General features: G+C 43.9%; 20 protein-coding genes and 2 tRNA genes. 9 read left to right on the top strand and 13 right to left on the bottom strand.

Going from position 1 to position 25,895, the window contains the following annotated elements:
* Positions 1–193 precede the first annotated feature (193 nt).
* Positions 194–982: an MBL fold metallo-hydrolase gene (locus tag JMX48_RS10505; RefSeq protein WP_201537508.1), complete on the top strand. Its 789-nt coding sequence runs from the start codon at positions 194–196 to the stop codon at positions 980–982.
* A 63-nt stretch (positions 983–1,045) separates the two neighbouring features.
* Here JMX48_RS10505 and JMX48_RS10500 read toward each other — a convergent pair.
* The 4 genes from JMX48_RS10500 to JMX48_RS10485 all read right to left on the bottom strand — a co-directional run bounded on the left by JMX48_RS10500 (position 1,046) and on the right by JMX48_RS10485 (position 5,169).
* Positions 1,046–1,121, bottom strand: a tRNA-Lys gene (locus tag JMX48_RS10500).
* Positions 1,122–1,323: 202 nt separating this feature from the next.
* Positions 1,324–1,399 (bottom strand) — tRNA-Lys (locus JMX48_RS10495).
* Between the two features lie 334 nt (positions 1,400–1,733).
* Complete coding sequence (locus tag JMX48_RS10490; RefSeq protein WP_201537506.1) at positions 1,734–3,731, bottom strand: MacB family efflux pump subunit; 1,998 nt, start codon at positions 3,729–3,731, stop codon at positions 1,734–1,736.
* 100 nt (positions 3,732–3,831) lie between these two features.
* Positions 3,832–5,169 (bottom strand): efflux RND transporter periplasmic adaptor subunit, encoded by a 1,338-nt coding sequence (locus tag JMX48_RS10485; protein ID WP_201537504.1) that lies wholly within the window; start codon positions 5,167–5,169, stop codon positions 3,832–3,834.
* Between the two features lie 419 nt (positions 5,170–5,588).
* Between JMX48_RS10485 and JMX48_RS10480 the strand changes: the two genes are divergently transcribed.
* Positions 5,589–6,326 carry a LemA family protein gene (locus JMX48_RS10480; RefSeq protein WP_201537501.1) on the top strand — a complete coding sequence of 246 codons (738 nt, stop codon included), beginning with the start codon at positions 5,589–5,591 and terminating at the stop codon, positions 6,324–6,326.
* Between the two features lie 48 nt (positions 6,327–6,374).
* On the opposite strand, the gene holA is transcribed toward JMX48_RS10480, so the two are convergent.
* From holA to leuS, 3 genes are all read right to left on the bottom strand, one after another.
* On the bottom strand, positions 6,375–7,472 hold the full coding sequence (gene holA / locus JMX48_RS10475; RefSeq protein ID WP_201537499.1) for a DNA polymerase III subunit delta: 1,098 nt from the start codon (positions 7,470–7,472) through the stop codon (positions 6,375–6,377).
* A gap of 58 nt (positions 7,473–7,530) precedes the next feature.
* Positions 7,531–8,247 (bottom strand): hypothetical protein, encoded by a 717-nt coding sequence (locus tag JMX48_RS10470; protein WP_227687985.1) that lies wholly within the window; start codon positions 8,245–8,247, stop codon positions 7,531–7,533.
* Positions 8,248–8,327: 80 nt separating this feature from the next.
* The gene (leuS, locus tag JMX48_RS10465; protein WP_201537497.1) at positions 8,328–11,018 is read right to left on the bottom strand and encodes a leucine--tRNA ligase; all 2,691 of its coding nucleotides are present in this window, start codon (positions 11,016–11,018) and stop codon (positions 8,328–8,330) included.
* 197 nt (positions 11,019–11,215) lie between these two features.
* Between leuS and JMX48_RS10460 the strand changes: the two genes are divergently transcribed.
* Together JMX48_RS10460 and JMX48_RS10455 are read left to right on the top strand one after the other, a co-directional pair.
* A complete protein-coding gene (locus JMX48_RS10460; RefSeq protein WP_201537495.1) occupies positions 11,216–11,593 on the top strand; it encodes a Spx/MgsR family RNA polymerase-binding regulatory protein in 378 nt (125 codons plus the stop codon).
* Positions 11,594–11,700: 107 nt separating this feature from the next.
* Positions 11,701–12,060, top strand: coding sequence for a hypothetical protein (locus tag JMX48_RS10455; RefSeq protein WP_201537493.1), 360 nt, complete (start codon positions 11,701–11,703; stop codon positions 12,058–12,060).
* A 32-nt stretch (positions 12,061–12,092) separates the two neighbouring features.
* On the opposite strand, the gene JMX48_RS10450 is transcribed toward JMX48_RS10455, so the two are convergent.
* The 6 genes from JMX48_RS10450 to JMX48_RS10425 form a co-directional block, all read right to left on the bottom strand.
* On the bottom strand, positions 12,093–12,326 hold the full coding sequence (locus JMX48_RS10450) for a hypothetical protein (protein ID WP_201537490.1): 234 nt from the start codon (positions 12,324–12,326) through the stop codon (positions 12,093–12,095).
* 24 nt (positions 12,327–12,350) lie between these two features.
* Positions 12,351–13,259 carry an acetylglutamate kinase gene (gene argB, locus JMX48_RS10445; RefSeq protein WP_201537488.1) on the bottom strand — a complete coding sequence of 303 codons (909 nt, stop codon included), beginning with the start codon at positions 13,257–13,259 and terminating at the stop codon, positions 12,351–12,353.
* 121 nt (positions 13,260–13,380) lie between these two features.
* Positions 13,381–15,147 (bottom strand): phosphomannomutase, encoded by a 1,767-nt coding sequence (locus JMX48_RS10440; RefSeq protein ID WP_201537487.1) that lies wholly within the window; start codon positions 15,145–15,147, stop codon positions 13,381–13,383.
* Between the two features lie 225 nt (positions 15,148–15,372).
* Complete coding sequence (dut, locus tag JMX48_RS10435) at positions 15,373–15,837, bottom strand: dUTP diphosphatase (RefSeq protein ID WP_201537485.1); 465 nt, start codon at positions 15,835–15,837, stop codon at positions 15,373–15,375.
* A 181-nt stretch (positions 15,838–16,018) separates the two neighbouring features.
* On the bottom strand, positions 16,019–17,422 hold the full coding sequence (locus tag JMX48_RS10430; RefSeq protein ID WP_201537483.1) for a magnesium transporter: 1,404 nt from the start codon (positions 17,420–17,422) through the stop codon (positions 16,019–16,021).
* Between the two features lie 108 nt (positions 17,423–17,530).
* A complete protein-coding gene (locus JMX48_RS10425) occupies positions 17,531–19,564 on the bottom strand; it encodes a UvrD-helicase domain-containing protein (protein ID WP_201537481.1) in 2,034 nt (677 codons plus the stop codon).
* An 847-nt stretch (positions 19,565–20,411) separates the two neighbouring features.
* Between JMX48_RS10425 and ndhC the strand changes: the two genes are divergently transcribed.
* The 5 genes from ndhC to nuoF all read left to right on the top strand — a co-directional run bounded on the left by ndhC (position 20,412) and on the right by nuoF (position 25,885).
* Positions 20,412–21,035: an NADH-quinone oxidoreductase subunit A gene (gene ndhC, locus JMX48_RS10420; RefSeq protein WP_201537478.1), complete on the top strand. Its 624-nt coding sequence runs from the start codon at positions 20,412–20,414 to the stop codon at positions 21,033–21,035.
* 182 nt (positions 21,036–21,217) lie between these two features.
* Positions 21,218–21,886, top strand: a complete 669-nt coding sequence (locus JMX48_RS10415) for a NuoB/complex I 20 kDa subunit family protein (RefSeq protein WP_201537476.1) — start codon at positions 21,218–21,220, stop codon at positions 21,884–21,886.
* Positions 21,887–22,011: 125 nt separating this feature from the next.
* A complete protein-coding gene (gene nuoC / locus JMX48_RS10410; RefSeq protein WP_201537474.1) occupies positions 22,012–23,787 on the top strand; it encodes an NADH-quinone oxidoreductase subunit C/D in 1,776 nt (591 codons plus the stop codon).
* Positions 23,788–23,954: 167 nt separating this feature from the next.
* Positions 23,955–24,464, top strand: a complete 510-nt coding sequence (nuoE, locus tag JMX48_RS10405; RefSeq protein ID WP_201537473.1) for an NADH-quinone oxidoreductase subunit NuoE — start codon at positions 23,955–23,957, stop codon at positions 24,462–24,464.
* A complete protein-coding gene (gene nuoF / locus JMX48_RS10400; protein ID WP_201537471.1) occupies positions 24,461–25,885 on the top strand; it encodes an NADH-quinone oxidoreductase subunit NuoF in 1,425 nt (474 codons plus the stop codon). The genes nuoE and nuoF overlap by 4 nt, the downstream gene beginning before the upstream one ends.
* Positions 25,886–25,895 lie beyond the last annotated feature (10 nt).

The raw sequence follows: 25,895 nt of genomic DNA, 5'->3' as shown, positions 1-25,895 counted from the left end.
TATAATTAATATGAAGACTCAGCCTAAGTGCTGGGTTTTTTTATGGATAAAAATTCTATTATCAAATATCTCTCAAGCAATCAAAAGAATAGTCACAAGCGTTCACTGAAAGGACGTTATTTTGTATCAATCAACGTTATACTAAAAATATAAAAAAAGTCAGGTATAAAAATAAACGAGTCAGGAATAATCAATGAGCTCATATGAAATCGTATGCTTAGAAGGATACATTCAAAGTATGTATCTTGCGATATATCCTGATAGGATCCTGCTCTTGGACGGTGGTTGTCGTCCTGATGTGGCGATGGTATTGGACTATATTAAATCGACATTACAAAGACCAATAACGGACTTAAAAGTAGTCGTAGTGACGCATATGCATCCAGATCATGCGGGCGGTGCAAATAAGTTTAGAGAAAAAACGGGTTGTCTGATTGTGTCAGCAGATAAAGAGCACCAGTGGTACAGTGGGTTTGGCGGGCGTGCTATGCATTTTGTGGATATTAATCTTGCGCATTATGTAGCGAGACGTCAAGGTCGATCGCCCAAAAATCTACATTATTCAGCACATATCAAGCCTGATATCAGAGTCAAAGAGGGTGACTTTGTGCCAGAATTTAATGAGTGGCAGGTGCTTGAAACACCAGGACATACAGACCGTGATTTGTCTTTGTTTCATATACCCAGTCGGCAAATATATACGGCTGATTTAATTATCAAACTGCATCATAAATTCGTTGCGCCTTTTCCCATCTATGATCCCAAAGTTTATATTCAATCGTTACAAAGAGTCAAAGATTTACAACCTTCAATGGTGATGATGGCACATGGTGGTGAGCTGGCGATAGATGAAGCGACTTTTGATATGCTTATCAGAGAAGCGCCCAAACATCCACGTACGATTAAAGACACTATCAGACATAAGCTACTATGGCGCAAAAATGCTGACTTCAGTATGTTTAAACGAAACCGTAAAAAATAAAATAAACCTTTATACAAGAAAAAGCCCAACCACTATTTATATAGTAGCTGGGCTTTCTGAATATGGTGGGCCGACCGCGACTCGAACGCGGGACCAATTGATTAAAAGTCAACTGCTCTACCAACTGAGCTATCGGCCCTGAGAAGCATTGAAAAATTGCACTGCAATTTTAGCTTCGCAAGAGAAAATTCTTTAAATAGAATTTTCTAAAAGTTATGCTAACAATAAATGTATATTATTGCCAACAAGAGTAACTCCTTTAAAAAAGAAATTACTTAAAACTAAACTCATTAAGCTAATGCCGAGTAGGGCAAAATGCTTAACAAGCATACTACTAAAAATGGTGGGCCGACCGCGACTCGAACGCGGGACCAATTGATTAAAAGTCAACTGCTCTACCAACTGAGCTATCGGCCCTGAGCGAGGATATAATGAAGCATTGCTTCGTCCGAGCGCAAGAGAGTTTTCTTATTCGAAAATTCTAAAAAACTCGATATCCAAACTAGGTTCAAACTTCACATCTTATATACTGAATAATCAATATTAAAAGAGGCAGTAAGCTTGCTTCATCGTCTAAAGATTTTGTATCCCTAAACGTGAGAGCACATTATATATATAATTGTGACAATTACAACCCCGTATTCTAAAAAAAGTGCAAATCTCTCATAAAAATCTATATTTTTTCAAAATTCCATGGCTATATCTGTTTTGAGTTCTAAATATTCACATTAAAGGTGTTAATAATTGAGTACTAGTCTCTAGAAAGCGCCTCGACAGGATCTAGTTTTGCTGCATTACGGGCTGGCAAGAAGCCAAATACAACACCAATCAGCGTTGAGCAGACAAAAGCGGCGATAATAGAGGTCGGTGAATAGATAACTTGGAAGCTATCACCACCAACACGGTTGATTAACTCACCAATGGCGAATGCCATGCCAATGCCAATGAGACCGCCTAAAACACAAACCAAAATTGCTTCAATCAAAAATTGCTGCATGATATCGCTTTGGCGCGCACCGACTGCCATACGTACCCCGATCTCATTGGTGCGTTCAGTTACTGATACCAGCATGATATTCATAACACCGATACCGCCAACCACTAAAGAGATAATGGCAATGGATGAGATTAATAAAGTCAAGGCCGTCGTCGTCGATTCAATGGTTTGGCGAATAGAATCTGAATTGCGTATACGGAAATCATCGGTGCCATGACGACTCTCCATCAATTGCGAGATTGCCGACTCAGCAGCCGAAGAAGAAATGTTATTGTCAATCAGAGCGACGAAGCTATCGATATTGGAACCGCCTATGATACGCGACATCATTGTAGTATAAGGCATATATAGCGTCGGTGTGTCGACGCTGCCACCGAAGCCACTCGTATTGGGTTCAAGGATACCAATAACGCGTCCTGGTACACTACCGATCAGTACCACTTCACCAATAGGATTATCATTATCAGGGAAAAAGGTTTTTTTGGCATTGTCATCAATAATAATGTCTTGTGTCCGACGTAGAATGCTTTGCTCATTAAAACCTTGACCTTGACTCAATGTCTCACCACTGACGCTAAGATAGTCTTCACCGACACCACTAATGCTGGCAGCTTCTTGTATGTTGCGATAGCGCACATCCACATTGGTATCAAGCTGAGGGCTAACGCTAACGACATAGGGCTGATCTGCAACCGCCTGAGCATCTTGCGGGGTCAAATTGTCATCGTTATACCGTCGTCTTGGATCGCCATAGGGATAGCCATCACGCACCGTAATGGTATTGGTACCAAGCGCGCTAATATTAGATAGTATTTGCGCCTGAGAGCCTTTTCCAAGCCCAACGACTGATACTACTGACGCAATACCGATAATAATTCCTAGCATAGTCAGTAAGGTGCGCATTTTATGAGCACGCATCGCGAGCAGAGACATTTTAAACGCTTCAAATAGGCGATCAATGAAGCTACTAAAAACGCTTTTGCGATTGTTGTCTAAAATTGGCGCGGGTTGTACGTGATTTGGCTTATAATTATCGTTCTTATAATCGGCAATCACGTAACCATCTTTGAGTTCAATCACACGCTCGGCTTGTGCGGCAAGACCGGGATCGTGGGTGACCATGATGATAGTATGACCCTGAGCATTTAGCTCGTACAAGATTTTCATCACGTCTTCGCCAGATTTGCTGTCAAGCGCCCCTGTTGGCTCATCCGCCAAGATAATGTCGCCACCGTTCATCAGCGCCCGCGCAATAGAGACACGTTGTTGCTGCCCACCTGAGAGCTGATTGGGACGGTTATTGACTTTATCAGCCAATCCCAAATCCGCTAATAACTTTTCTGCACGCTCGCTACGGGTTTGTCCATCCATACCCGCATATACTGCAGGTACAGACACGTTATCGCGTGCGTTAATATCACCAAGCAAATGGTAACGCTGAAAAATAAAACCAAAATGCTCGCGGCGTAGCTTCGCCAGCTCGTCAGCATCTAGGCGACTCACTGATTGGCCGTATACTTTATATTCACCAGCAGTCGCTTGATCCAAGCATCCTAAGATATTCATCAAGGTTGATTTACCAGAACCTGACTGCCCAATGATAGCGACCATCTCACCTTGATTGATGGTCAGGTCGATATCATGGAGCACACGAATGGTTTGTTCACCAGCTTTGAATTCTCTTATTAGCCCTTTGACCTGCATCAATGGGACATTTGCTATGGTAGTAGGGCTGGACTCTCGGGTATTCATTTGCGATGCTGCCTATATCCATACTGCTTATATAATTGCGCTTATCGAAAGCGGTTAAATGCTTATCAATTAAGATTGATGCCAATTTTATGTTGAAGCGTTAGAACGCTCCACCACCTTTGCCGCCTTTTTCTGGACTTTCTTCGCCTAGTATCACTTCATCACCTTCTTTGAGGCCACTTAAAATCTGTACATTGACGCGGTTGTTGATACCGGTTGTCACGGTTTGGTCAACCACTTGGCCATCTGCTTTTAGAACGCGAACGTTGGCTGTTTTTACATTTGGATCATCGTTAGCCGCAGTATTAGCCGCACCAGCTTTGTCTTTTTTGCCGACAGGCTGTAAGGCAGCGGGAGGAATCAATAAGGCATTTTTTGCTTGATCAATAACGATATAAACCTGCGCAGTCATATCGATACGAAAACGCCTCTCAGTATTAGGCACTTCAATATAGCCGACATAATAGATAGCAGCGTCTGTTGTGCTGGTGTCACTAATTACTTCAGGGGCAGGCTCGAGCGCTTTGAGGGTAGAGTCGAACTTTTGATCAGGATTACCAATGATATTAAAGTAAACGGGCATATCAGCCTTGACGTTAATGACGTCGGCTTCTGATATTTGAGCATTAATACGTACCGTTGATAAATCCGCTAAGGTAACGATGGTAGGCGCTGTTTGATTGGCATTCACTGTCGTGCCTTGCTCAGTAGTAATTGATACCACCGTTCCTGATATGGGTGCCCGAATCGTGGTGTAACTGAGATCTTCCTCAGCAGTATTCACGTTGGTTTGTGATTTTCGTAGTGCGGCTTGTTCACTATTGATATTGGCATCTGCTGTCGCAATGGCTGCCTTGGCGGTATCGATAGCCGCACGAGCATTGGCAACCGCTGCTTTGGCTGTCTCTACGCTGGTCGCTTGAGTGTCATACTCTTGTTGAGATATCGCATCAATGGCAACTAAAGACTGCAAACGGATGAAGTCAGACTGCGCTTGTTTTAGCTCGGACTGGCGGCTAGCAAGGTCAGCGAAAGCGCCTTTTAAGCTGGCTTGTCGGCTCAATGATTCTGCTTGGGCGCTTTGAATCGCGGCTTGGCTTTGCTCAAGAGTGGCTTGCTCATTACTTAAATTATTCTTTTGCGTGACTTGATCGATTTGAGCAATAAGATCACCTTGCTTCACTTCATCACCAACCTCAACGTAAAGGCGTTTTACTTCACCAGAAACCTGAGCACCAACATCAACGGTATTCAATGCTTTGACTTTGCCAGAAGCCATCACGTTATTTTCGATATCGCCAACCTCAGCTTTTGCTGTTAGATAGTTGGGTGTCGTGTCTTCTGGTTTTAAGAAGGTATAAGCCAATGCCCCGAGTGCTATGACAATTAATGCGATAACTCCCCATTTAATAGCAGATTTTTTGCTCATTTTGCGCATAACAACAGTCCAGTCACAATTAAATCAAGTGTAGCTATAGTAGAGACTTCATTCACAAAATGGAATGGGAATTAGTTTAAGAAAGGTTAAGGCAGCGTTAGACACAGTAAGAATAGAGGAGACTTGCTGTTAAATTAGAAGCAGTGAAGCGGTGTCTTTTGAAAATGGCCAATTTTTTTGATAGGAGTCGTTATTGAAATAACGACTTAAGCGAGAGAAGCTGTAAGATATAAATAGAAGAATTGTCAATCTGCTAAGAGGGGCTTTTACGTTTATTAACCTACTTTTGTTCTTCGTAGTTTTTTTAATTTTTTATAAGTAAGGCCGTTCGAGTATAGAACTTAGGTATAATGAAATTCTCAACAAAATTTCTTTAGTTAAAATGTCTATTATTATAAATCGGATAAGGTATCTTTAATATGTGGTTAATTATTATCATAGCAATTGCTATTGCCATACTTGTTTGGGTGGCAAAAACCTATAATAGGTTGCAGACTGACATGCAGTCCATTCGTGAGCAACTTTCTAATTTACAGGCAGCATTGAAAAAGCGTATAGACTTGGCCAATCAAGTAGTTGATATCGCTCAAGGCTATGGTGAGCACGAGAAATTAGCTCATTTATCAATCAGCAAAGGCAATCAAGCCATGGATTCGATGAAAGCGTTAAGCCAAGCATTTCCAGATTTGAAAGCCAATCAAACTTATCAAACGTTAATGGGTCAACTTGAGAATTTAGAGGAAACTATTTTACAGCGTCGTGAACGATATAATGCTAGTGTTCGTAATTACAACAGTTATCGAAATAGTGTGCCCACAATCTTCATTGCACAAAAGCTATCATTTTCTATAGCGCCTTATTATGAACTTGAAGATCCAGACTTCATGGAAAAAATAAAACTGTTTGAACGTGATGATACAGAGGCACTGCAGCAGCTCATTGAAAATAGCGGTAAATCTGTTAGTAGTACCATTCAAAGCTCTAAGACTAAACTGCAAGAACAGTTAGGAGATATGCAAAATAGTAAGGAAAGCAATAAATCGATGGCTGCTAACAACGTAGATAGTCAAGATTTACAAGTTCAGGATAGTGATTTTGAGCTGTCTACATCTGATTTGATAAACAAAGAAGCATCAAGGATTGGAGATACTAAGTAAATTTAATAAGCAAACTAAAAGTGGTGCTGTGTGTCAATGGCAGTACCATTATCGGAAGGAAAAAATACCTTGTTTGGCAGTGAACAAACGTTTTCCTGCCAATTCAAGCGCTGCCTGCAATAACAATTCCCATGCTGGCTGGCGAATCAGTCCTTTGATGGCTTGATCACAGCGATAAAGTAGCGCAGGCCATTCGGCCGTTTGAATTTTTGACTGACGGCGGCAAGCTTGTTGGTACAATCCTTGTTTGCTACGCCAAATACCAAGCGCTTGCGGATCTTGTCCATCCATCAATTGCATAATTTGACGCATGTCTTTACTGATTGCCCATAACACTAAGGTTGTCGGCTCGTCCGTGGCTTTGAGCTGAAAGATAATTTTTGCCACTTGCGTGCTATTACCTGCAAGCATCGCATCCGATAAATCAAACACGCTAAATTGAGCATCGCTAACCAAGGCAGCTTTTAAGTCTTTGATATCCAGTGCGACACTGCTAGTCGATTGCGTGAGCTTACTGCCTTCTTGGAACGAGTCGTCATTATCACCGACGAGCTGAGGCGCAAATAAATAGGACAACCGCCACAAGGTTTGATAAGCACTTAGTAGATGGTGTTCTGTATGCGACATGAGCAGCTGCCAAGCATCTTGAGACAACTTTAATCCAAACTGCTGAGCCTGTATCTGCAGGAGCTGCTGACGTTGCTGCTCATTATATAAATTGCAGTCGATGACATGACCATACTGAGTAAAAGGCGCAAACCACTTGCTGCTTTGGGCGCGCTTATCTTGTTTAGGCGTGAGCCATAATAAGCTATGACTGTGCGCCCCAGTTTGAGCATCCTGTGCAAAGCGTTCTAGTTCCTCAATCACTGCCTTGTCTGGTTTATGATTGCCCGTCACGATTAACGCGCTGGCATCATCAAACAAAGACTGACTACCAAGCTCTGATAATACTTCTTGCCAGCTCTTAACCGATATAAGCTCTATGCGCTTAATTGCATAATTCTGCGCACGCCAATGCGGGCGTAAAGCGTCTATGAGCCATTGACTCAATAATGCTTCATCACCATGCGCCAGCCACAAGCCAGCTACTGCAACTGAGGATTGTTGCAGTTTTGGGTAGGCTTGTATAAAGGTATCTTGCATAGATGAGTGGTACACAGGTTAATGGAGATGAGTATTGAATGTACAGCGCATGATACCGTTAAGGATCTGGTACCACTACTGCTGTCTCTGCTGGGGCATTACCAGCCTTGACAAGTTTGGCGCCATTCGATGTCACCTTAGGGAGAGAGATGGCAACATATTGATCAGTGATACGGCGTGCCAAGCTATCATAGAGCCAATCACGAACCTGATCGCCTTGTTGATCGTCGGTACTGACGGATGCATCATTGTATTGATAGCTACGCTCGACTTGGATAGGATTGCTTAGCGTAACTGGTTTGCCGTTTTCGATCGTTTGATAGCTGACGTTTGCTGATAGTACCAAGCGGATTTCTGTCAAAACACCGACCAGCTCATAACGTTTAAAACGGACGTTACTGATATCGATAGCGGCAATTGGTTCAGCACCAGCTCGTTGATTATTGCTAACAACATCTGCCGTTGTCATGTTATCAATAACATCGACACTTAAAGTTTCTAGACGCCGCGTTAATGGCAGTTTAAGAGGAAACGAGGTACGATTATCTTCGATAATCACCGCCGTTTTGGCGACACCAAACAGCATCGGAGCATCATAGCCACGTAGCTGAAAACCACAACCGCTGAGACCTGCTGTTGCTCCAATGACCGCAAACATTGGTAGAGCAGCAAGTAGGGCAGTTGCTAGCTTTTGTCCACCTGATTTTTTGGTAAGACAGTTTTGTTCGCTTAATCTGAGTTGATGTGACTGCCCAGCTTTATGCTTATACGACATAATCGCTATCCTTAAATTATAAGAAGGCTTAGAGTACTCAGTCCAAAAGTACTCAGCCTAAAACGCTTAGCTTAAAACAGTTAGCCTGCAACCACGATATTCACTAGCTTATTGGGTACGACGATTTCTTTTTTGATCTCGCCAGTAATGAATTTTGCCACACTTTCCATGGTACGCGCTTGCACTTTTAGCTGCTCTGGATCGCTATTCGGTGCAACATCCATTTTACCGCGCATTTTACCATTGACCTGTACCACCATCGTGATCGTATCTTGCACCAGCGCACTTTGATCAACGGCTGGGTAATTTAACGTCGCCGTATCTAACCCTAACTGTTCAAGTAAATGCTCGCCAACGTGCGGGGCATAAACGGATAGCATGATAAGTAAGTCAGTCAATGCCTCATGCTGTACTTGCAAATCTTGCTCATTATTAGATTTAAAGCCTGACAGCTCATTGGCAAGCTCCATCAAACTGGATACTGGCGTGTTCAATGCCAAACGATCACCCAAATCATTGTCAATCTTGGCAATCGTCTCATGAGTCTTACGACGCAAGTTTTTGGCTTCTTTGCTTAGGCCGTCAGTATTTAAGTCGGCACTATTTAGCGTATCAAGGCTTAAGTTTGCAGTCGCAAGTGCTTGCATATGCTCAGTCGCAAGGCGCCACACTTTTTTGACGAAGTTATAAGGACCTTTCAATGCATCATCTGACCATTCTAGCGTTTGATCAGCAGGAGCGGTGAATAACGTATATAGACGTACCGTGTCAGCACCATATTTATCAATGGTGATTTGTGGGTCGACACCATTATTTTTTGACTTAGACATTTTTTCGATTTTACCAATCGTCACCGGCTTGCCATCTAGCTTTAATAGGGCTTTAATCGGTTGACCGCGCTCATCAAAGTCAATATCGATATCTTCTGCAAAATAATAGGTCGTACTACCATCGGCATTGACGCGATAAAAAGTGCCTGCCAATACCATCCCTTGAGTCATCAAGTTGGCAAACGGCTCATCGCCTGTTACCAAGTTCTCATCACGCATGAGCTTGTGGAAAAAACGCGCATAGAGTAGATGCATTACCGCGTGCTCGACACCGCCAACGTACTGATCGACAGGCAGCCATTTATTGGCGGCAGATTTGTTGACCATGTTTTGTGCGTCATTTGGGCTAGCAAAGCGGGCATAATACCAGCTTGACTCGACAAAGGTATCAAAAGTATCGGTTTCACGCTCAGCAGGGTTGCCGCATTTAGGGCAGTTGGTATTCACGAATTCTGGAATATTTTTTAGTGGGTTACCGCGTCCATCAGGGACGACGTCAGTTGGCAGGACGACTGGCAAATCTTGCTCTTCAACAGGGACGGTGCCGCAATGCTCACAGTTGACCATTGGGATAGGGCAACCCCAATAACGCTGGCGAGACACGCCCCAATCACGCAGACGATATTGGATTTTTTTCTTAGCCAGTGCTTTTGGTTCAAGCTTAGCCAGCATTGCCTCAAACGCTTGCTCAAAATCCAATCCATCAAACTCACCTGAATTGATCAAAGTATTGCGTTCGGTATAGGCGAGATTGCTTTTGGCATTATTGGCTTTGGCATCTGCTTCTATCGCATCAAAATAACCATTAGGCACATTGATGACTTGCTTGATAGGCAAATTGTATTTGGTCGCAAACTCATAATCACGCTCGTCATGAGCAGGAACTGCCATCACTGCACCTGAGCCATAACTCATGAGCACATAATTGGCCACCCAAACAGGCACTTCTTCGCCAGTCAGAGGATGCGTCACCGTTAAACCTGTATCCATACCGATTTTTTCAGCTTTAGCCAGATCCGCTTCAGCGACTGAGCCTTTTTTGCAAAGGGCGCAAAACTGAGCAATCATGTCATCATTTTCAGAAGCGTACTGGGCAAGTGGATGTTCTGCGGCAACGGCGACATAAGTCACGCCCATCAACGTATCGGGGCGGGTGGTGAATACGTCTAACGTATTGCTTTCACCAGCCAGCTCATATGGGAAATGTACTTCCATACCCGCACTACGGCCAATCCAGTTGCGCTGCATGGTCAATACTTCAGAGGGCCAATGACCTTCTAGCTGATCTAAATCATCCAACAGCTCGTCGGCATAATCGGTAATGTTAAAGTAATACATGGGGATGTCACGTTTTTCGACCGGAGCACCACTACGCCAGCCTTTGCCATCGATAACTTGCTCATTGGCTAAGACCGTATTGTCGACTGGATCCCAATTGACGGTGGACAGCTTTTTATAGACTAAGCCTTTTTTGTATAACTGTAAAAACAACCACTGCTCCCATTGATAATACTCAGGGCTACAGGTGGCAAATTCACGTGACCAGTCGATAGACAAGCCTAGCAATTTGAGCTGCGCGCGCATGTTGTCAATGTTGGCAAAGGTCCATTTGGCAGGCGGGGTTTGGTTGGCGATTGCCGCGTTTTCTGCTGGCAAACCAAATCCATCCCAACCCATTGGTTGCATAACTTCATAACCTTTGAGGCGATAATAACGGCTTAAAACATCGGATATAGTATAGTTACGCACATGACCCATATGCAGCTTGCCGCTTGGATAAGGGAACATGGACAACATATAACGACTTGGCTTATCGCCGCTCGGCTCATTACCCACTTCATAGCGCTTGTCTGCAGCCCATTTGGCTTGCTGCGTCGCTTCTATCGCTTGTGGATTATAATAATTGTTTTCTGATTGGTCAGATGTCACGGCATTGCTCATAGTCGGCTCGAAATTGGTTAATACAGATAAAAAATAGGTGGAATTTGACAATGCCATAGCATAGCGTAATTTGGCAAAAATTGCGACGATATGATGTATTTGCTAATTGGATTTGTGGATTAAAAGTCATGTATTCTCTATATATAGTCAGCCTTAGGTATAATGGAACAATTAATGATAATTCACGAGAAACTATTATGACCATCACTATTTACGGTATCAAATCTTGTAGCACGATGAAAAAGGCCTTTACTAAGCTGGATGAGGTAGGCATTAACTATGATTTTCATGACTATAAAAAACAAGGCATCGATAAAGAAACAGTCCAGCATTGGGTAGACGAGCTGGGTATCGATAAAGTACTGAACAAACGCGGGACGACGTGGCGCAAATTAGATGACAGTCAGAAACAAGCGGCTGATGCTAGTGTGGATAGCGCAATTGATTTACTAGTAGGAAATACCAGCATGATTAAGCGTCCGATTATAGAAGGTCAGCTTGAAGATAAAAATCAGGGTCAATCTCTACTTTTATGTGGTTATGATGAAGGGGTGTTTGATACAACATTTCAGTAAATAAAAATTTTCATAAATATGCTGTCACTTTTATTCATTATCACTTATGCTGTTTTTATTGGAATTAAGTTCAGTTGTGAATGATATTCAATGACGAGGATAAGACGATGAAAAAATTATTAATAATGGCTACCCTTGCAGTCGCTCCTTTAATGGTCACAAGCGTGCAAGCAGCTGACTCATCTACCAAGATAACGTTTGCAAAAAACAGTTATTGCGGCAGTTTTGCCGGTAATATCAAAAACGGCAAAGAATTTCGCTTATGGCTCACGCCAGATCAGAATCTAGTCATTCGCAACGTGGGCGATGACCAAATAAACGTGGCCTATGTATCAGGGCCCAGTGGACGACTAAATGGTGAACGTTACGAGAACGAAACTTCTTACACCACTGAGAGTAAAGGCAATCACCGTATGAAAGTGTACGGCAATAGCAGCTACAGCTCGATAGAGTTTTGTGCTTACTAAACTCTTTAAGGAAATCGTAAAAAAACCCGAGTTTAGAACAGTCTAAGCTCGGGGTTTATCATGCCTAAAACAAACCAAATCACACTGGCAAGCCAGATAATAAGTATATACAGACGAATTTGTTCTGCATTCCAATCTAGCGCAAACCAGTCAATAAGAAAAAATGATTTCCATCCTTCCACCCATTTTGCGCCACCATAGCCAATAATCCACCAGCAATACAGGCTTTCTAAAATAAACAGTAGACACCATAGCCATAATGCCATTGTGTACTCCCATTAATGCAACTGCTAATCCAATGACTCTAATTCACGACTGATGAGTGTGCCGACCCCTTCGTTGGTGAAAATCTCGAGCAAGGTGGCATGAGGCACACGCCCGTCAACAATAACGGCACTTTTAACGCCGCTACGTACCGCATCAAGCGCACACTGAATTTTAGGAATCATACCGCCTGAAATCGTACCGTCTTCAATCAAGCTTTCGACTTTCTTTGGCGTGAGCCCCGTCACAACCTCGCCGTCACGACCAAGCACCCCTTTGATATTGGTTAACAGCATTAGCTTCTCTGCTTGCAAAAACTCTGCCACCTTACCTGCGACCAAATCAGCATTGATATTATAGGTGTTGCCTTCGCTATCGACGCCAAGTGGCGCGATCACTGGAATAAAGTTAGAGGATATCAGCATGTTAATCACGTCTTTATTGACGCTGACCACATCACCGACGTACCCCAAATCGACAGGGACAGCAACACCGTCTGCGCCGATTTTTTCCATCACTAGTTTTTTGGCAATAATCAAGTTGGCATCTTTACCCGTTAGACCAATAGCGCGGCCACCGTGCTTATTGATTAAGCTCACGATAGATTTATTGACGCTACCACCGAGCACCATTTCTACGATATCCATGGTGCTTTTGTCAGTGACACGCATGCCATCGATACGGTCTGACTGACGACCCAGTTCTTTTAACAAATTATCAACTTGTGGACCGCCGCCATGTACGACGACAGGATGCATCCCCACCGTTTTTAGCAAGACGATATCACGAGCAAATGAGCTTTCAAGCGCAGGATCAGTCATGGCATTGCCGCCATATTTGACGACGATGAGTTTGTCGACAAAACGCTGAATATAGGGCAGAGCGGTGGTCAATACTTCAGCGGTGATTTTGGCATCATTCAAATTAAGCGTCATTACAAACTCCTACAGTACAATTTTAAAGGGGTGATTTATTTTTGGCAGCATTGTGGTCTAATAATTAACATGTCGCTATCAATGTGTCACTATTAATGAAACAACCGTTAGTGTGATACGCCTACTCAGCAGGGAGAGCAGCAATTTGTACGGCCAGTTTTTTATCAAAAGGACGGCATAAATCTGCGAATTTTGTTTGAATATCTTTAAGGTCATCCAAGCTGTCGCCCGCAAAGCGCGCGGTTAATTTGTAGCTAGTATTTGATTGACGCAATACACCAAAACCGTGAGCAAAATCCAAACGTACGCCATCGATGCAGCTCAGTGTGGTCCCAACTGGCAATAGATATCTGGCTTGCTCAAGCGTCATATGTTGTTTGTCCATCGAACAATGACAAAGCGATGGCGAGCAGGTATTCAGTAGATTATGGTCAAAATCGTCTTCTGCAGTCACTTCTACAAGCTGGCGTAAATACAGACAAAGCCTAGCCAACTGATCGACGATTGAACCCTCTACGTGTTCAGACCGCGGCATTGGTAGGTAGTGGTCGGCGGTACTAACCATCGCAGGTAAATATTGAGTAATATCTGTTAGAGCTTTTTTACCACCGAGTTTGCCAGCCGTTGATAACCAATGCAACAATCGTAGTGCCGCATACATAGCATCATCATAAATAATAAAGCGGCTATCGTTAAATATAAAATGTCCTGATAACTCGCCAGCGAAGACAATTTGACTGCCTGAGTGCTGCATTTGTTGGCGCATAAGGCTGCTACCCGTTTTACTTAGCACGGGCAATGTGCCAAGCTCAGACAGAAGCTTTGGTAAATGATGAGAGCATTTAATATCAAAGAGAACTTGCGATGTTAATAATGAATCAGGCAAAGATTCAGGATATTCAGCCAGTGCCACTTTTGCCAATAGATAGAGTAAATGATCAGGCACGACTACCTTACCGTCATTGTCAACGACCATCAAACGGTCTCCATCGCCATCAAAAGCGATACCAATGTCTGCTTGATGCGCAAGAACATGCTGCTGTAATTGCATGAGACGATGAGGTTCAGTCGGATCAGGATTACCAAAGGGAAAATCGCCGTCTGGTGTGTCGTTGAGCATAATGACCCGTTGACAAAAACAGTCAAATAAACGCTGGGCGATGTTGCTAGTCGCCCCATGCATACAATCAATCACTACTGTCAAATCAAGTTTGTCAGATGATCGGTGATTATCTTTAGTCTTCTGCTGCTTGACTGGATGGATTTGCTCAAATACCTGGGTAATAGCCTCAATATAAGTCGTTGCAACTTGCTCATCAGATAATATGGTCTGCTTACCAGCAACAGACTTGTTAAGTGCAGATAACGGCTGATACTGATTGATAATATCTTTTGGAAGGTCGCTTTGATGTTGAGCCGTGTTATTGATCAGGTGCTGATACAGTACTTGAATGTCGGCGTCGCTAGGAGATTGGTGATTTACTAACCACTTGATACCCAAAATGTCTTTAGCCGAATGACTGGCCGTCACGATAATACCATGACCCTGATATTGCTCTGCCCAAAAAACCATCATTGGAGTGGTTACTAGGTTCAGCTGAATAACTTGTAAGCCCTGCTCAGTCAATATTTCAGCCAGTCTTTTAGCGATAATATCACTACCCAAGCGCACATCATAGCCGATGACGATAATGGTGTTTTCAGAGTCGATGTTTTGCGTAAATGGGCTGTTTTTTGAAGGAATATCTTTTGGATAATAAGGAGTGGTATTATAAAGGTGAGCGAAAGCACTGCCCAACGCGTCTATAAAATCAGGAGTAAAATGCTGGCGTGACCCGCGAATATCATAAGCACGAAATAAGAATTGCTGCGTAGCAAAAGACGGCATCGCTTACTATCCTTATTATCGTGGCTAATGTTAAAGTGATTAATAGTGTAATAGTTAATAAAAAATAAATCGCTGACTATAGTCAATCCTATATAAATTGGATACGGTGTCAGCCTTGCTTAGTCTACTATTTGTAGTACTTTCGCTCGGCTTCCTTTTATCCAAATTACATTGAACCAACTATATTATTTATGCAATTTAGGGTAAATAAAAATTCAATGACGATTACTGACGACCTGAATGTCCAAAACCGCCAGCACCGCGGATACTCTCGTCACTAAATTCTGCGACAACTTCAAACTCAGGACGGGCAACGGGTACGACGACATACTGCGCCATACGTTCTGCTGGATTGAGGACAAAGTCTTCATTGCTACGATTCCAGATACTGACCATCAGCTCACCTTGATAATCGGCATCAATCAGTCCGACCAAGTTACCCAAGACGATACCGTGCTTGTGACCCAGACCTGAGCGCGGCAAAATCATTCCGGCATAATTAGGGTTTTGAATATAAACAGCAAGACCTGTCCCTATTAAATGCGTTGCACCCGCTTTAATCGTCAAAGGCTCATCGATACAAGCACGTAAATCAATGCCAGCACTGCCATCAGTGGCACGAGTAGGAAGAGAAAATGCTTTGTCTTCGGTGATTTTAGAGTTTAAGACTTTAACTTGTACAGCTTGCATAACGCACTCACTTAACGATTTTTTTAATTTAAGTTGATTGGATATTTTATAAATAGAATAAATTTAATGGTAAATATTTTAACTTTTTAACACTGCAGATTTTCAAATAGACATAATAATGCCTTTGACGTAAAAGCAAATAATAGACTGTAGCTGAAATATCAGCACTAAAGCGTCAGCACTAAAGTATCAGCACACTGGCTAAGCCTAAGAACGACATGAAGCCCACAATATCCGTCACGGTGGTTAGAATAACCGAGGCTGATAGCGCAGGATCGATATTCATGCGCTTCAATGCTAATGGAATGCTGATTCCTGATACATTGGCCGCAGTCATGTTAATGGCGATAGCAAAACCAATCACCGCGCTAATTTTAATGTCATGAAACCACAATTGCGCGATAAACGCCATGATTATCGCCCATATGATACCGTTTATCGCACCAACCCACAGCTCTTTATTGAGTAGCCATACACGGTTAGAACCACCAATTTGACCCATCGCCATACCGCGAATGACAACGGTAAGCGTTTGTGAGCCAGCGATACCGCCCATACTGGCAACCACCGGCATGAGAATCGCCAGTGCCACCACCTGTGCCAATACTTCCTCGAACTGTCCAATCACCGCTGCCGCCAAAAGCGCGGTACACAAGTTAATGCCCAGCCAAACGCTACGGCTTTTGGCGCTGGTTAAAATAGGAGCAAACAGCTCCTCGTCTTGACTGACACCCGCGAGGTTTTTCATGGTGCTATCGACATCATCTTGGATAATTTCCATGATGTCTTCACCATTCAATTGACCGACAAGCTCACCATGACTATTAATGACGGGCGCAAAACGAATGTCTTCTGAACGAAAAATCGCAGCAGCATCTTGAATATCTAAGCGGTCATTAATGGTAATAGCATTATCAATCAGCGCTGAGACCAGAGTGTTTTGATTGTGCTTAATCAAATCTACCAGACTGAGTAGTCCAAGTAACTGCTGGCTTTGATCGACGACCAGTAGCTCTTGGCTTTGGTCATCAAGTAAATCATCGTTTTCGCGTAGCCAGTACTGTACTTGCGCCAGACTAATATCGTCCCTTACTTGGATAATATCTGGATCCATATAGCTGCCAACTTCCCAGTCAGCATAGGTATCGAGCTTATTAACCTGAATCCTAATATCTTCATCTAGAGTCGCCATGACCGAGGTACGCACGCTCTCAGTAACGGTATCTAAAATCTCAGAAATATCTTGCGCATCAAGGTCTTGGGTAAAAAGTGATATCTCTTTTGAGGAGATATTTTCCATCAAAGGCTGGCGTGTATCGACATCAAGCTCAGCGAGCACTTCACCTTTTAAGTTATCAGGAACTTGTTCCCAGATGATACGTCGTGCTTGGGTCGGGAAGGATTCGAGTAGGTTGGCAATCTCATACTCTGACTGTTTGACTAAGAACTCAGCGATGTCGCTATGCGCGTCTTTAGCTACCAGCTCTTGTAGATATAACAGCTTATATTCGGCACTATATTCTAACGGATTATAATCTGCCTGCAAGGTGGGCTGACGATCAGGAGAAGGCGTGGGAGCAGGCATAATCGTTCCAAAGTAGTGGGTGAATAAGGTGTTTGCCAACCGTTAACGTCATACTAACAGTCTAGCGCTCAATGTATCGTGGCGATAAAAATATAATTATTTATTGGTCTAGCGCTTGCCCAGCAACGCACGAATATTGGCCAAATATTCATCAGCGACTGCTTCTGGATCCTTGGTGGCTTTTTTCTTTTTGGCTTTGGCGGGCCAATCGATATGATCTTCTGGCAGCTCATCTAAAAACCGTGACTCTGACGTGACGCGCATTTGCCCGCCAGCACGACGTTGGGTAGCCAAAGTCAAGGTCAGCTCACGGCGAGCACGGGTAATGCCTACATACATCAAACGCCGTTCTTCTTCGACCGTCTCGCTCATTATAGAGTTGCGATGTGGCAGCATTTCTTCCTCAAGTCCCATGATGTAAACGTAATCAAACTCTAGACCTTTTGCCGCATGCAAGGTCATCAAATTGACCTTGTTGGTATTCTCTTCTTCTTGCTGCTGCTCAAGCATATCGAGCAAAACCAGCTTACGAATGATGGTATCGATGGTCCGGTCTTCGTCTTCTTCTGCGCGGTTAATCAAAGACTGAATACTGGTATAAAGCATGTCGATATTATCAATACGGTTTTTTTCTTGTTGTGGCGTTTTGGCGTCGCTACGGACAAAGTCGATATAACCCGTCTCGTCAATCATTTGACGCACGATAGGCACAGGATCAGGATGCTGATCCAGCTCACGGGTATAATGTTCGATGAATTCACCAAACTCTTTTATAGTGCCATAGGCTTTAGACGGTAACACATGAGCGAGACCCGCATGCGTACAAGAGGCCAGCAATGATATGCTGTGTTCTTGCGAAAATAAGCCTAATTTTTCTAGCGTTGCTGGTCCCATACCGCGCTTGGGCGTGTTAATAATGCGCAAAAATGCACTGTCATCTTCTGGGTTGAGAATCAAACGCAGATAGCCCATGATGTCTTTGATTTCGCTACGGGCAAAGAACGACTGACCACCGGACAATTTATAGGGGACTTGTAGCTGACGCAATTGCGCTTCTAACATACGTGCCTGAAAGTTACTGCGATACAGGACGGCATACTGTTCCCACTCATTGCCAAAACGCAGCTTGTGGGTAACGATTTCTTTGGCCACGCGCTCAGATTCATCGTCATCATTACGGCAGTTAATAATACGGATTTTTTCGCCTTGACCTTTATCGGACCACAGCTTTTTTTCAAATAAATGCTCGTTATTCATAATGACAGCGTTGGCAGAAGTCAAAATGCGGGTGGTTGAACGATAATTTTGCTCAAGCATGACGATTTTTAGCTTCGGGAAATCTTCCTTGAGTAGCGCCATGTTTTCAGGCTTAGCGCCACGCCATGCATAGATAGACTGATCGTCGTCACCAACCACGGTAAAACGTCCTTGTGGTCCGACCAGATATTTAATCATTTCATACTGGGCGGTGTTGGTATCTTGATACTCATCGACGAGCAAGTAGCGAATACGATTTTGCCATTTGTCGCGCAGCTCTCTGTTTTCACGCAGTATTTTGGTTGGCAATACAATCAAATCATCAAAATCAACGGCATTGTAAGCCCGTAGATTGCGCTCATATAAGGCATAAAGAGTCGCAAAAATCATATCTTCTGGATCGTCTAAAGTTTCCATGGCCTTATCAGGCTCAATCAGATCGTTTTTCCAGTCAGAGATGAATTTAATGGCTTTACCGACCAGTTCGCGACTTTCAGCGCCGCTCAAGTTGTCGCGCATCATCAGCTCCATCAGCAAGCGCTTACTGTCATCGCTGTCCATGATGGAGAAATTGCCCTTTAACGGCGTATGAATCAACTCATAACGCAGGAATTGTAAACCGAATTGGTGAAAGGTCGATACCGTCAAACCGCGCATTTTTTCGCTGGGCAGTAATTTACTGACACGGGCTTTCATCTCACGCGCGGCTTTATTGGTAAAGGTCACCGCGGTGATGCGCTCGGCTGGCATGTTGCATTCTTCGATCAGATAAGCAATTTTTCGGGTAATCACCGACGTCTTACCGGAGCCGGCACCTGCTAGCACAAGTAGTGGACCGGATACGTAGAGCATGGCTTCTTGTTGTTTGGGATTGAGTTTACTCATAACGTGACCTGTAAGACAAAAGCAAAAAAGAAGACGGCGCTCATATCATTATATGTAAAATGGACAAATGAATACGGCGTATATTATGAAAATTGATATCGTGGAGCGTTTTTAATAAAAAGTCATCCATCGAAAGTAGTAAAATTGGCTGCTTAACAAAAAATAAGTCATTGAATTTAGGTGGGCCATTATAAAGCAAAAAAGGCGGCTTTGGGGGAGGAGTTGACGGCGAACATCAGAGCATTAAATGATAGACGAGAATCTTATAAAGTGACTGTAACCGTTGATAGTGGAAATTATGAACCACTAAATAGTGCAAAGTATGAACCGCTGATAGAGAAAGGTATGAATTTGGCGTTTATATCAGCCATGTCTATATCATAATTCGCAGTAAAAAAAATACCGTTTTTTTGAATATAAAGTGACCATTCAATACAGCTAAAAACTAGCTTTTAAAAACCGATAAGCGTATAGTACGTAAATAATTTATGCCAGTTGTCACGTCATTATTGACCACGTGTAATGAGCTATTAAATCAATTAAGTAAACTATCGAATATGATATTGATTTAATACGTTGATCTTACGTTGTTAGGAGATGCGTTAGGCGACCAGCCTTTTATCCGCGCATACCGGATATCTACAGTTGATCACGTCTGACATCGTCGTTAATAAGCTTGATAATTGGTTATTACCAGCACAGACCCTAAACAGTAACTTAAATACAGTGGCTCAATGACAGTCGCTTTGTATTTTTGTATGTGTTATGCCTGTCGCTAGACGGCCTTGAAGTAGGTCAGTACTAGCGCTGGGCTTGATACTCGATTGGGTGAGGAGCACGTATTATCATGTCTGCTTTCAATTGGTCAGCCATTGCTTTTATCTTAGCCGCCATTGGGCTAGTTGTCTTTATGCTGGTCGTTCCGCGTTTGCTTGGCGGCCGCTCTCAGGGCTTACAAAAAGAAGAAGTATTTGAAGCGGGTGTTGTCGGATCTGGCAACGCCCGTATTCGTTTGTCTGCTAAATTCTATTTGGTGGCAATCTTCTTTGTGATCTTTGATTTAGAAGCGCTGTATTTGTACGCTTATGCTGTGTCTGTTCGTGAAACTGGCTGGATTGGGTTTATTGCAGCAGCGACCTTTATCATCGATTTGTTAATCGGTCTGGTATACGCTTTAAGTCTGGGCGCGCTAAACTGGGCACCTGCTGACAAACTGCGTAAAAGAGTACGTCTTTATGCTGCGCCTGCAGGCTTTAATTTGGCAGACATCACCAAGTTCGATGGTGTCGATGAGCTGATGGTTGACCCAACTGGTAAGATACCAGCACAGTCTTCAGGACAGATTAATGTCTCAAATAATATTGAGACCAATCGTCGTCATCTACAAAATATCGATCATATTAATATCACAGGTAATGTTACTTCTGTGGATTTTGTGTCGCCTGCGAAAAAAGATAACGTGAAACGCTAATGATATACGCTTCGTATCTGTAGGCTTTTCATACCCGATAAATACGAAGCGTAGAGATATGATGGCACCATCATATCGATATATGAAGTTTATATTAATGATCATTTATTAATAATAGAAGTTAAGGCAATGGTGATGGCACAGTAATGGTCACGCCAAGCCTAAAATAAAGGTTGTATGTTATGAAATACACACTAACAAAAGCCAACCCTGATGCAGATATCTATCCTGCACAGACCAGTCAAACAGTCAATGATCCTATCGAAGACGAAGTCAATAAGAACGTCTTTATGGGTCGTCTAGAAGACCTCGTTCATTCGACAGCAAACTGGGGGCGCAAGCACTCATTATGGCCATTTAACTTTGGTACTTCTTGCTGTTATGTCGAATACGCAACCACCCTAACGGGCGTTCATGATTTGTCACGTTTTGGCGCAGAAGTCATTCGGGCATCGCCCCGTCAGGCAGATGTGATGATCGTGGCGGGTACTTGCTTTGTCAAAATGGCACCGGTCATTCAACGTCTATATGAGCAAATGCTTGAGCCGAAATGGGTCATCTCTATGGGTGCCTGTGCCAACTCTGGCGGTATGTATGATATCTACTCTGTCGTACAAGGCGTCGATAAAATTATCCCAGTCGATGTCTATGTGCCGGGCTGTCCACCGCGTCCAGAAGCGTTGATTCAAGGGCTAATGTTATTGCAAGAGTCGATTACTAAAGAGCGTCGTCCGCTGGGTATCCATGTCAATGAGCAAGGGATTTATCAGCCACAAATGACGCCTGAGCGTGATCGTAAGCAAGCGGATCGTATTGCGGTCAAAAACTTGCGTAGCCCAGACAGTATTTAGTTGATTTATTTGGCTCGGTAGCCAGCAGTCAATCATTTATAGTATTGCCAAGTACGCGTACGCTCCTCATAGCTCGGTTATGATTAACATAGTTCAATTATGATTAATGAAGGAATACATCATTCATGGTCACGGTAGTCGAAAACATAGATCCTAAGATTAAGCCTATCCCAGCCGTTATCAAAGAGCTGGAAGATAAGTATCATGGCAAGTTTGTGATACAACACACTGTGGATGAGATTCCAACAGTATGGGTGGCGCGTGCTGATTTGCTCGATATTCTCTTATTCCTGCGTAAGTTGCCAAAGCCTTATGTCATGCTATTTGATTTATCGGCGGTAGATGAGCGCCTGCGCCAGCATCGCCAAGGCATGCCTGATAGCGACTTTACGGTGTTTTATCATCTAATGTCGTTTGAGCGCAATAGTGACGTACGCATTAAAGTCGCGCTGAGTGAAGATGATCTCAATGTGCCGAGTGCCACGCAGATTTGGCCAAATGCTAACTGGTATGAGCGTGAAGTGTGGGATATGTTTGGGATTGTATTCAGTGGTCATCCGCATTTGACCCGTATTTTATTACCCAAATACTGGGAAGGTCATCCACTGCGCAAAGAGTATCACGCGCGTGCGACTGAATTTACACCTTACTTCCTAAACACAGCCAAGCAGCAATACGAGCAAGAAAATCTGCGTTTTGTCCCAGAAGAATGGGGCATGAAGCGTTCGGGTCGTGATGAAGATTTTATGTTCTTGAACATCGGCCCCAACCATCCTTCTGCTCACGGTGCTTTCAGACTGGTACTTCAGCTGGATGGCGAAGAAGTCGTGGATTGTATTCCTGATATCGGCTATCACCATCGCGGCGCAGAAAAAATGGCGGAACGCCAAACATGGCACTCATTCATTCCTTATACCGACCGTATCGATTATCTCGGCGGTGTGATGAATGAGCTGCCTTATATCATGTCAGTCGAAAAGCTGGCGGGTATTACGATTCCACCTCGCGCTGAAACCATTCGTGTGATGATGAGTGAGTTTTTCCGTATTACCAATAATCTGCTATTCGTCGGAACATTCATTCAGGATGCAGGCGGTATGACGCCTGTTTTCTATATGTTTGCTGATCGCCAAAAAGCCTATGACGTTATCGAAGCAGTAACAGGCTATCGTATGCATCCAGCTTGGTTCCGTATTGGTGGTACTGCTGCTGACTTGCCTCGTGGTTGGCAACGTCTGGTACGTGAGTTTTTGGATTGGATGCCAAAGCGTTTGGATGAGTATGTCAAAGCGGCACTACAAAACAGTGTGCTAAAAGGTCGTACCCAAGGTGTGGCGCAATATAATGCCAAGCAAGCATTGGCATGGGGCGTGACTGGTGCTGGTCTACGTGCGACAGGGGTGGACTTTGATCTGCGTAAAGCCCGTCCGTACATGGGCTACGAAAACTACGACTTCGAGATCCCTGTCGGCTATAACGGCGATGCGTATGATCGTTGTATGGTAAAAGTCGAAGAGATGCGCCAGTCATTACGTATTATTCGTCAATGTATGGATAATATGCCGCAAGGCCCTTATAAAGCAGATCATCCATTGGCTGTACCGCCACCAAAAGATCGCACATTGAACGATATTGAGACGCTCATTAATCACTTTATCTCAGTTTCTTGGGGTCCTGTGATGCCAGCGGGCGAATGTACGACGATTGTAGAGGCGACCAAAGGATTGAACAGTTATTACATCACCTCAGATAAAGCCACGATGAGTTATCGCACGCGTATCCGTACGCCGACCTTTGCCCATTTGCAGCAAATGCCGTCAGTGATTAATGGCTCTCTCGTATCCGATGCCATTATGTATCTGGCGTCGATTGATATTGTGATGGCAGATTGTGATCGTTAATGCATTATCCAATCAAGTCAAAGCGCTCAAAAAGACAGGTTAATCCATATATTATTGCCAAATGGCACACCAAAATGCAGTCATATCAAGCGGTGGCGACAGTCTTTTTAAAACAGTCGTTATCGTTTGAGTGATAAAGCGTGATGAGTGAGGAAAGATAGAAGATTATGAAAATTGTTTCCGACAAAATGCCAAAAGTCGATGTGGCAAGCATTCTCACCACTGAGGAAATCGCTGCCATTCATGAGTTTGTGCACCATTATCCGCAGGCACGTGCTGCCTCGCTTGACGCACTAAAAGTTGTGCAAAAACGCAACGGCTGGGTGGATGACGCACAAGTGAATGCCATTGCCAACCTATTAGACATTCCGATGTCAGATATGGACGGAGTCGCTACTTTCTTTAACCGTATTTATCGTCAGCCTGTCGGTCGTCACGTGATATTAATTTGTGATTCAGTCGCCTGCTACTTGACGGGCTATGAGGCGCTATCCGCTGAACTCAGATCGCAGCTAGGTATTGAGTATGGTCAAACGACGACAGATGGTCGTTTTACGCTATTGCCAATTTGCTGTTTGGGGAATTGTGATAAAGGTCCTGCGGTGCTGATTGACGAAGACACTTATGGTCCCGTTCAGCCCACTGAGGTCGCGCAATTATTGGAGCTATACGCATGAGTTTAACGATTTCAGAGCAGATTGCTCGTCGCGGTCAAGGCAAAGCACCAAGCCAGCTTAATGAACAGCGCGTTCCAATTTATGGCGATAAAGAAACCGCCACGAGCGAAACCAGACCATTAACATGGCGTTTAGCGCATCATGATGCCGTGCTTGATTTGGCAACTTATGAGTCTCTAAAAGGTTTCACTGGTTTAAAACAAGCGTTGAATAAATCCCCCAAAGAAGTGGGCGATATGGTTAAAGCTGCCAACGTTAGAGGTCGCGGCGGTGCTGGTTTTAACGCGGGCTTGAAGTGGACTTTTATGTCGCCACCTGATGGTTTGCCGCGCTACCTCATCTGTAATGCTGATGAGATGGAGCCGGGTACATTTAAAGACCGTTTATTGATGGAGCGTCTACCGTTTCAGCTGATCGAAGGCATGCTGATTACGGCGCACGCTATCGGAGCGACGGACGGTTATATCTTTATACGCGGTGAATACATTTTAGCCGCTCAGCGTTTGGTTACTGCCATTGAAGAATGTTTGGCCAATAACCTCATGGGCGACAATATTTTAGGCTCTGATTTTAGCTTTAATCTCCATGTGCATACGGGTGCTGGTCGTTATATTTGCGGTGAAGAAACAGCGCTGATTAACTGTCTTGAAGGTCGCCGTGCCAATCCACGTACCAAGCCGCCGTTTCCACAAATCTCTGGCGCATGGGGCAGACCCACGGTGGTCAACAACGTTGAGACCTTATGTAATATGCCCGCGATCTTAAATCATGGCGCAGAATGGTATCAGTCTTTGGCTGATATTAAAGGTACTAGTAAAACGCCGGGCACTAAGCTATTTGGTTGCTCAGGTTTGGTCAATGATCCGGGTCTGTGGGAGCTACCATTTGGATATACGGCTCGCGAGATTATCGAAGAGTTGGCGGGCGGTATGAAGGACGGCAAAAAGCTCAAAGCGTGGTTGCCAGGCGGCGCATCAACGGACTTTTTAACCGCGGACCATTTAGATGTGGTAGTGGATTTTGATCCGATTCAAGAAGCGGGTAGCCGTTTGGGTACTGGGCTAATCATGGTCGTCGATGAAACGCAAGATATGGTGCCATTATTACGCAATCTTGAGATTTTCTTTCAGCGTGAATCCTGTGGTTGGTGTACGCCCTGCCGTGATGGTCTGCCTTGGGGCGTGAAATTGCTCACTGCCATCAACGATGGCGAAGGGCAAGTGGGTGACGTAGAGAAGTTAGAAGGTCTCACACGTGATTTATGGATTGGTAAAACTTTCTGTGCGCACGCGCCAGGTGCGATGGAACCACTGATGAGTGCGATTAAGTATTTTCGTCCTGAGTTTGATCAAAAAATCGCGCAGGCAGTTGGTGTAGACGTCATTGATGCTGCAGCCAATCAACAGCCAGTAGTGAAATAAGGAGAGCGGC

The sequence above is a fragment of the Psychrobacter immobilis genome, from assembly GCF_904846225.1.
GTDB lineage: Bacteria > Pseudomonadota > Gammaproteobacteria > Pseudomonadales > Moraxellaceae > Psychrobacter > Psychrobacter immobilis_F.
This window is presented reverse-complemented; position numbering and strand designations above follow the sequence as displayed.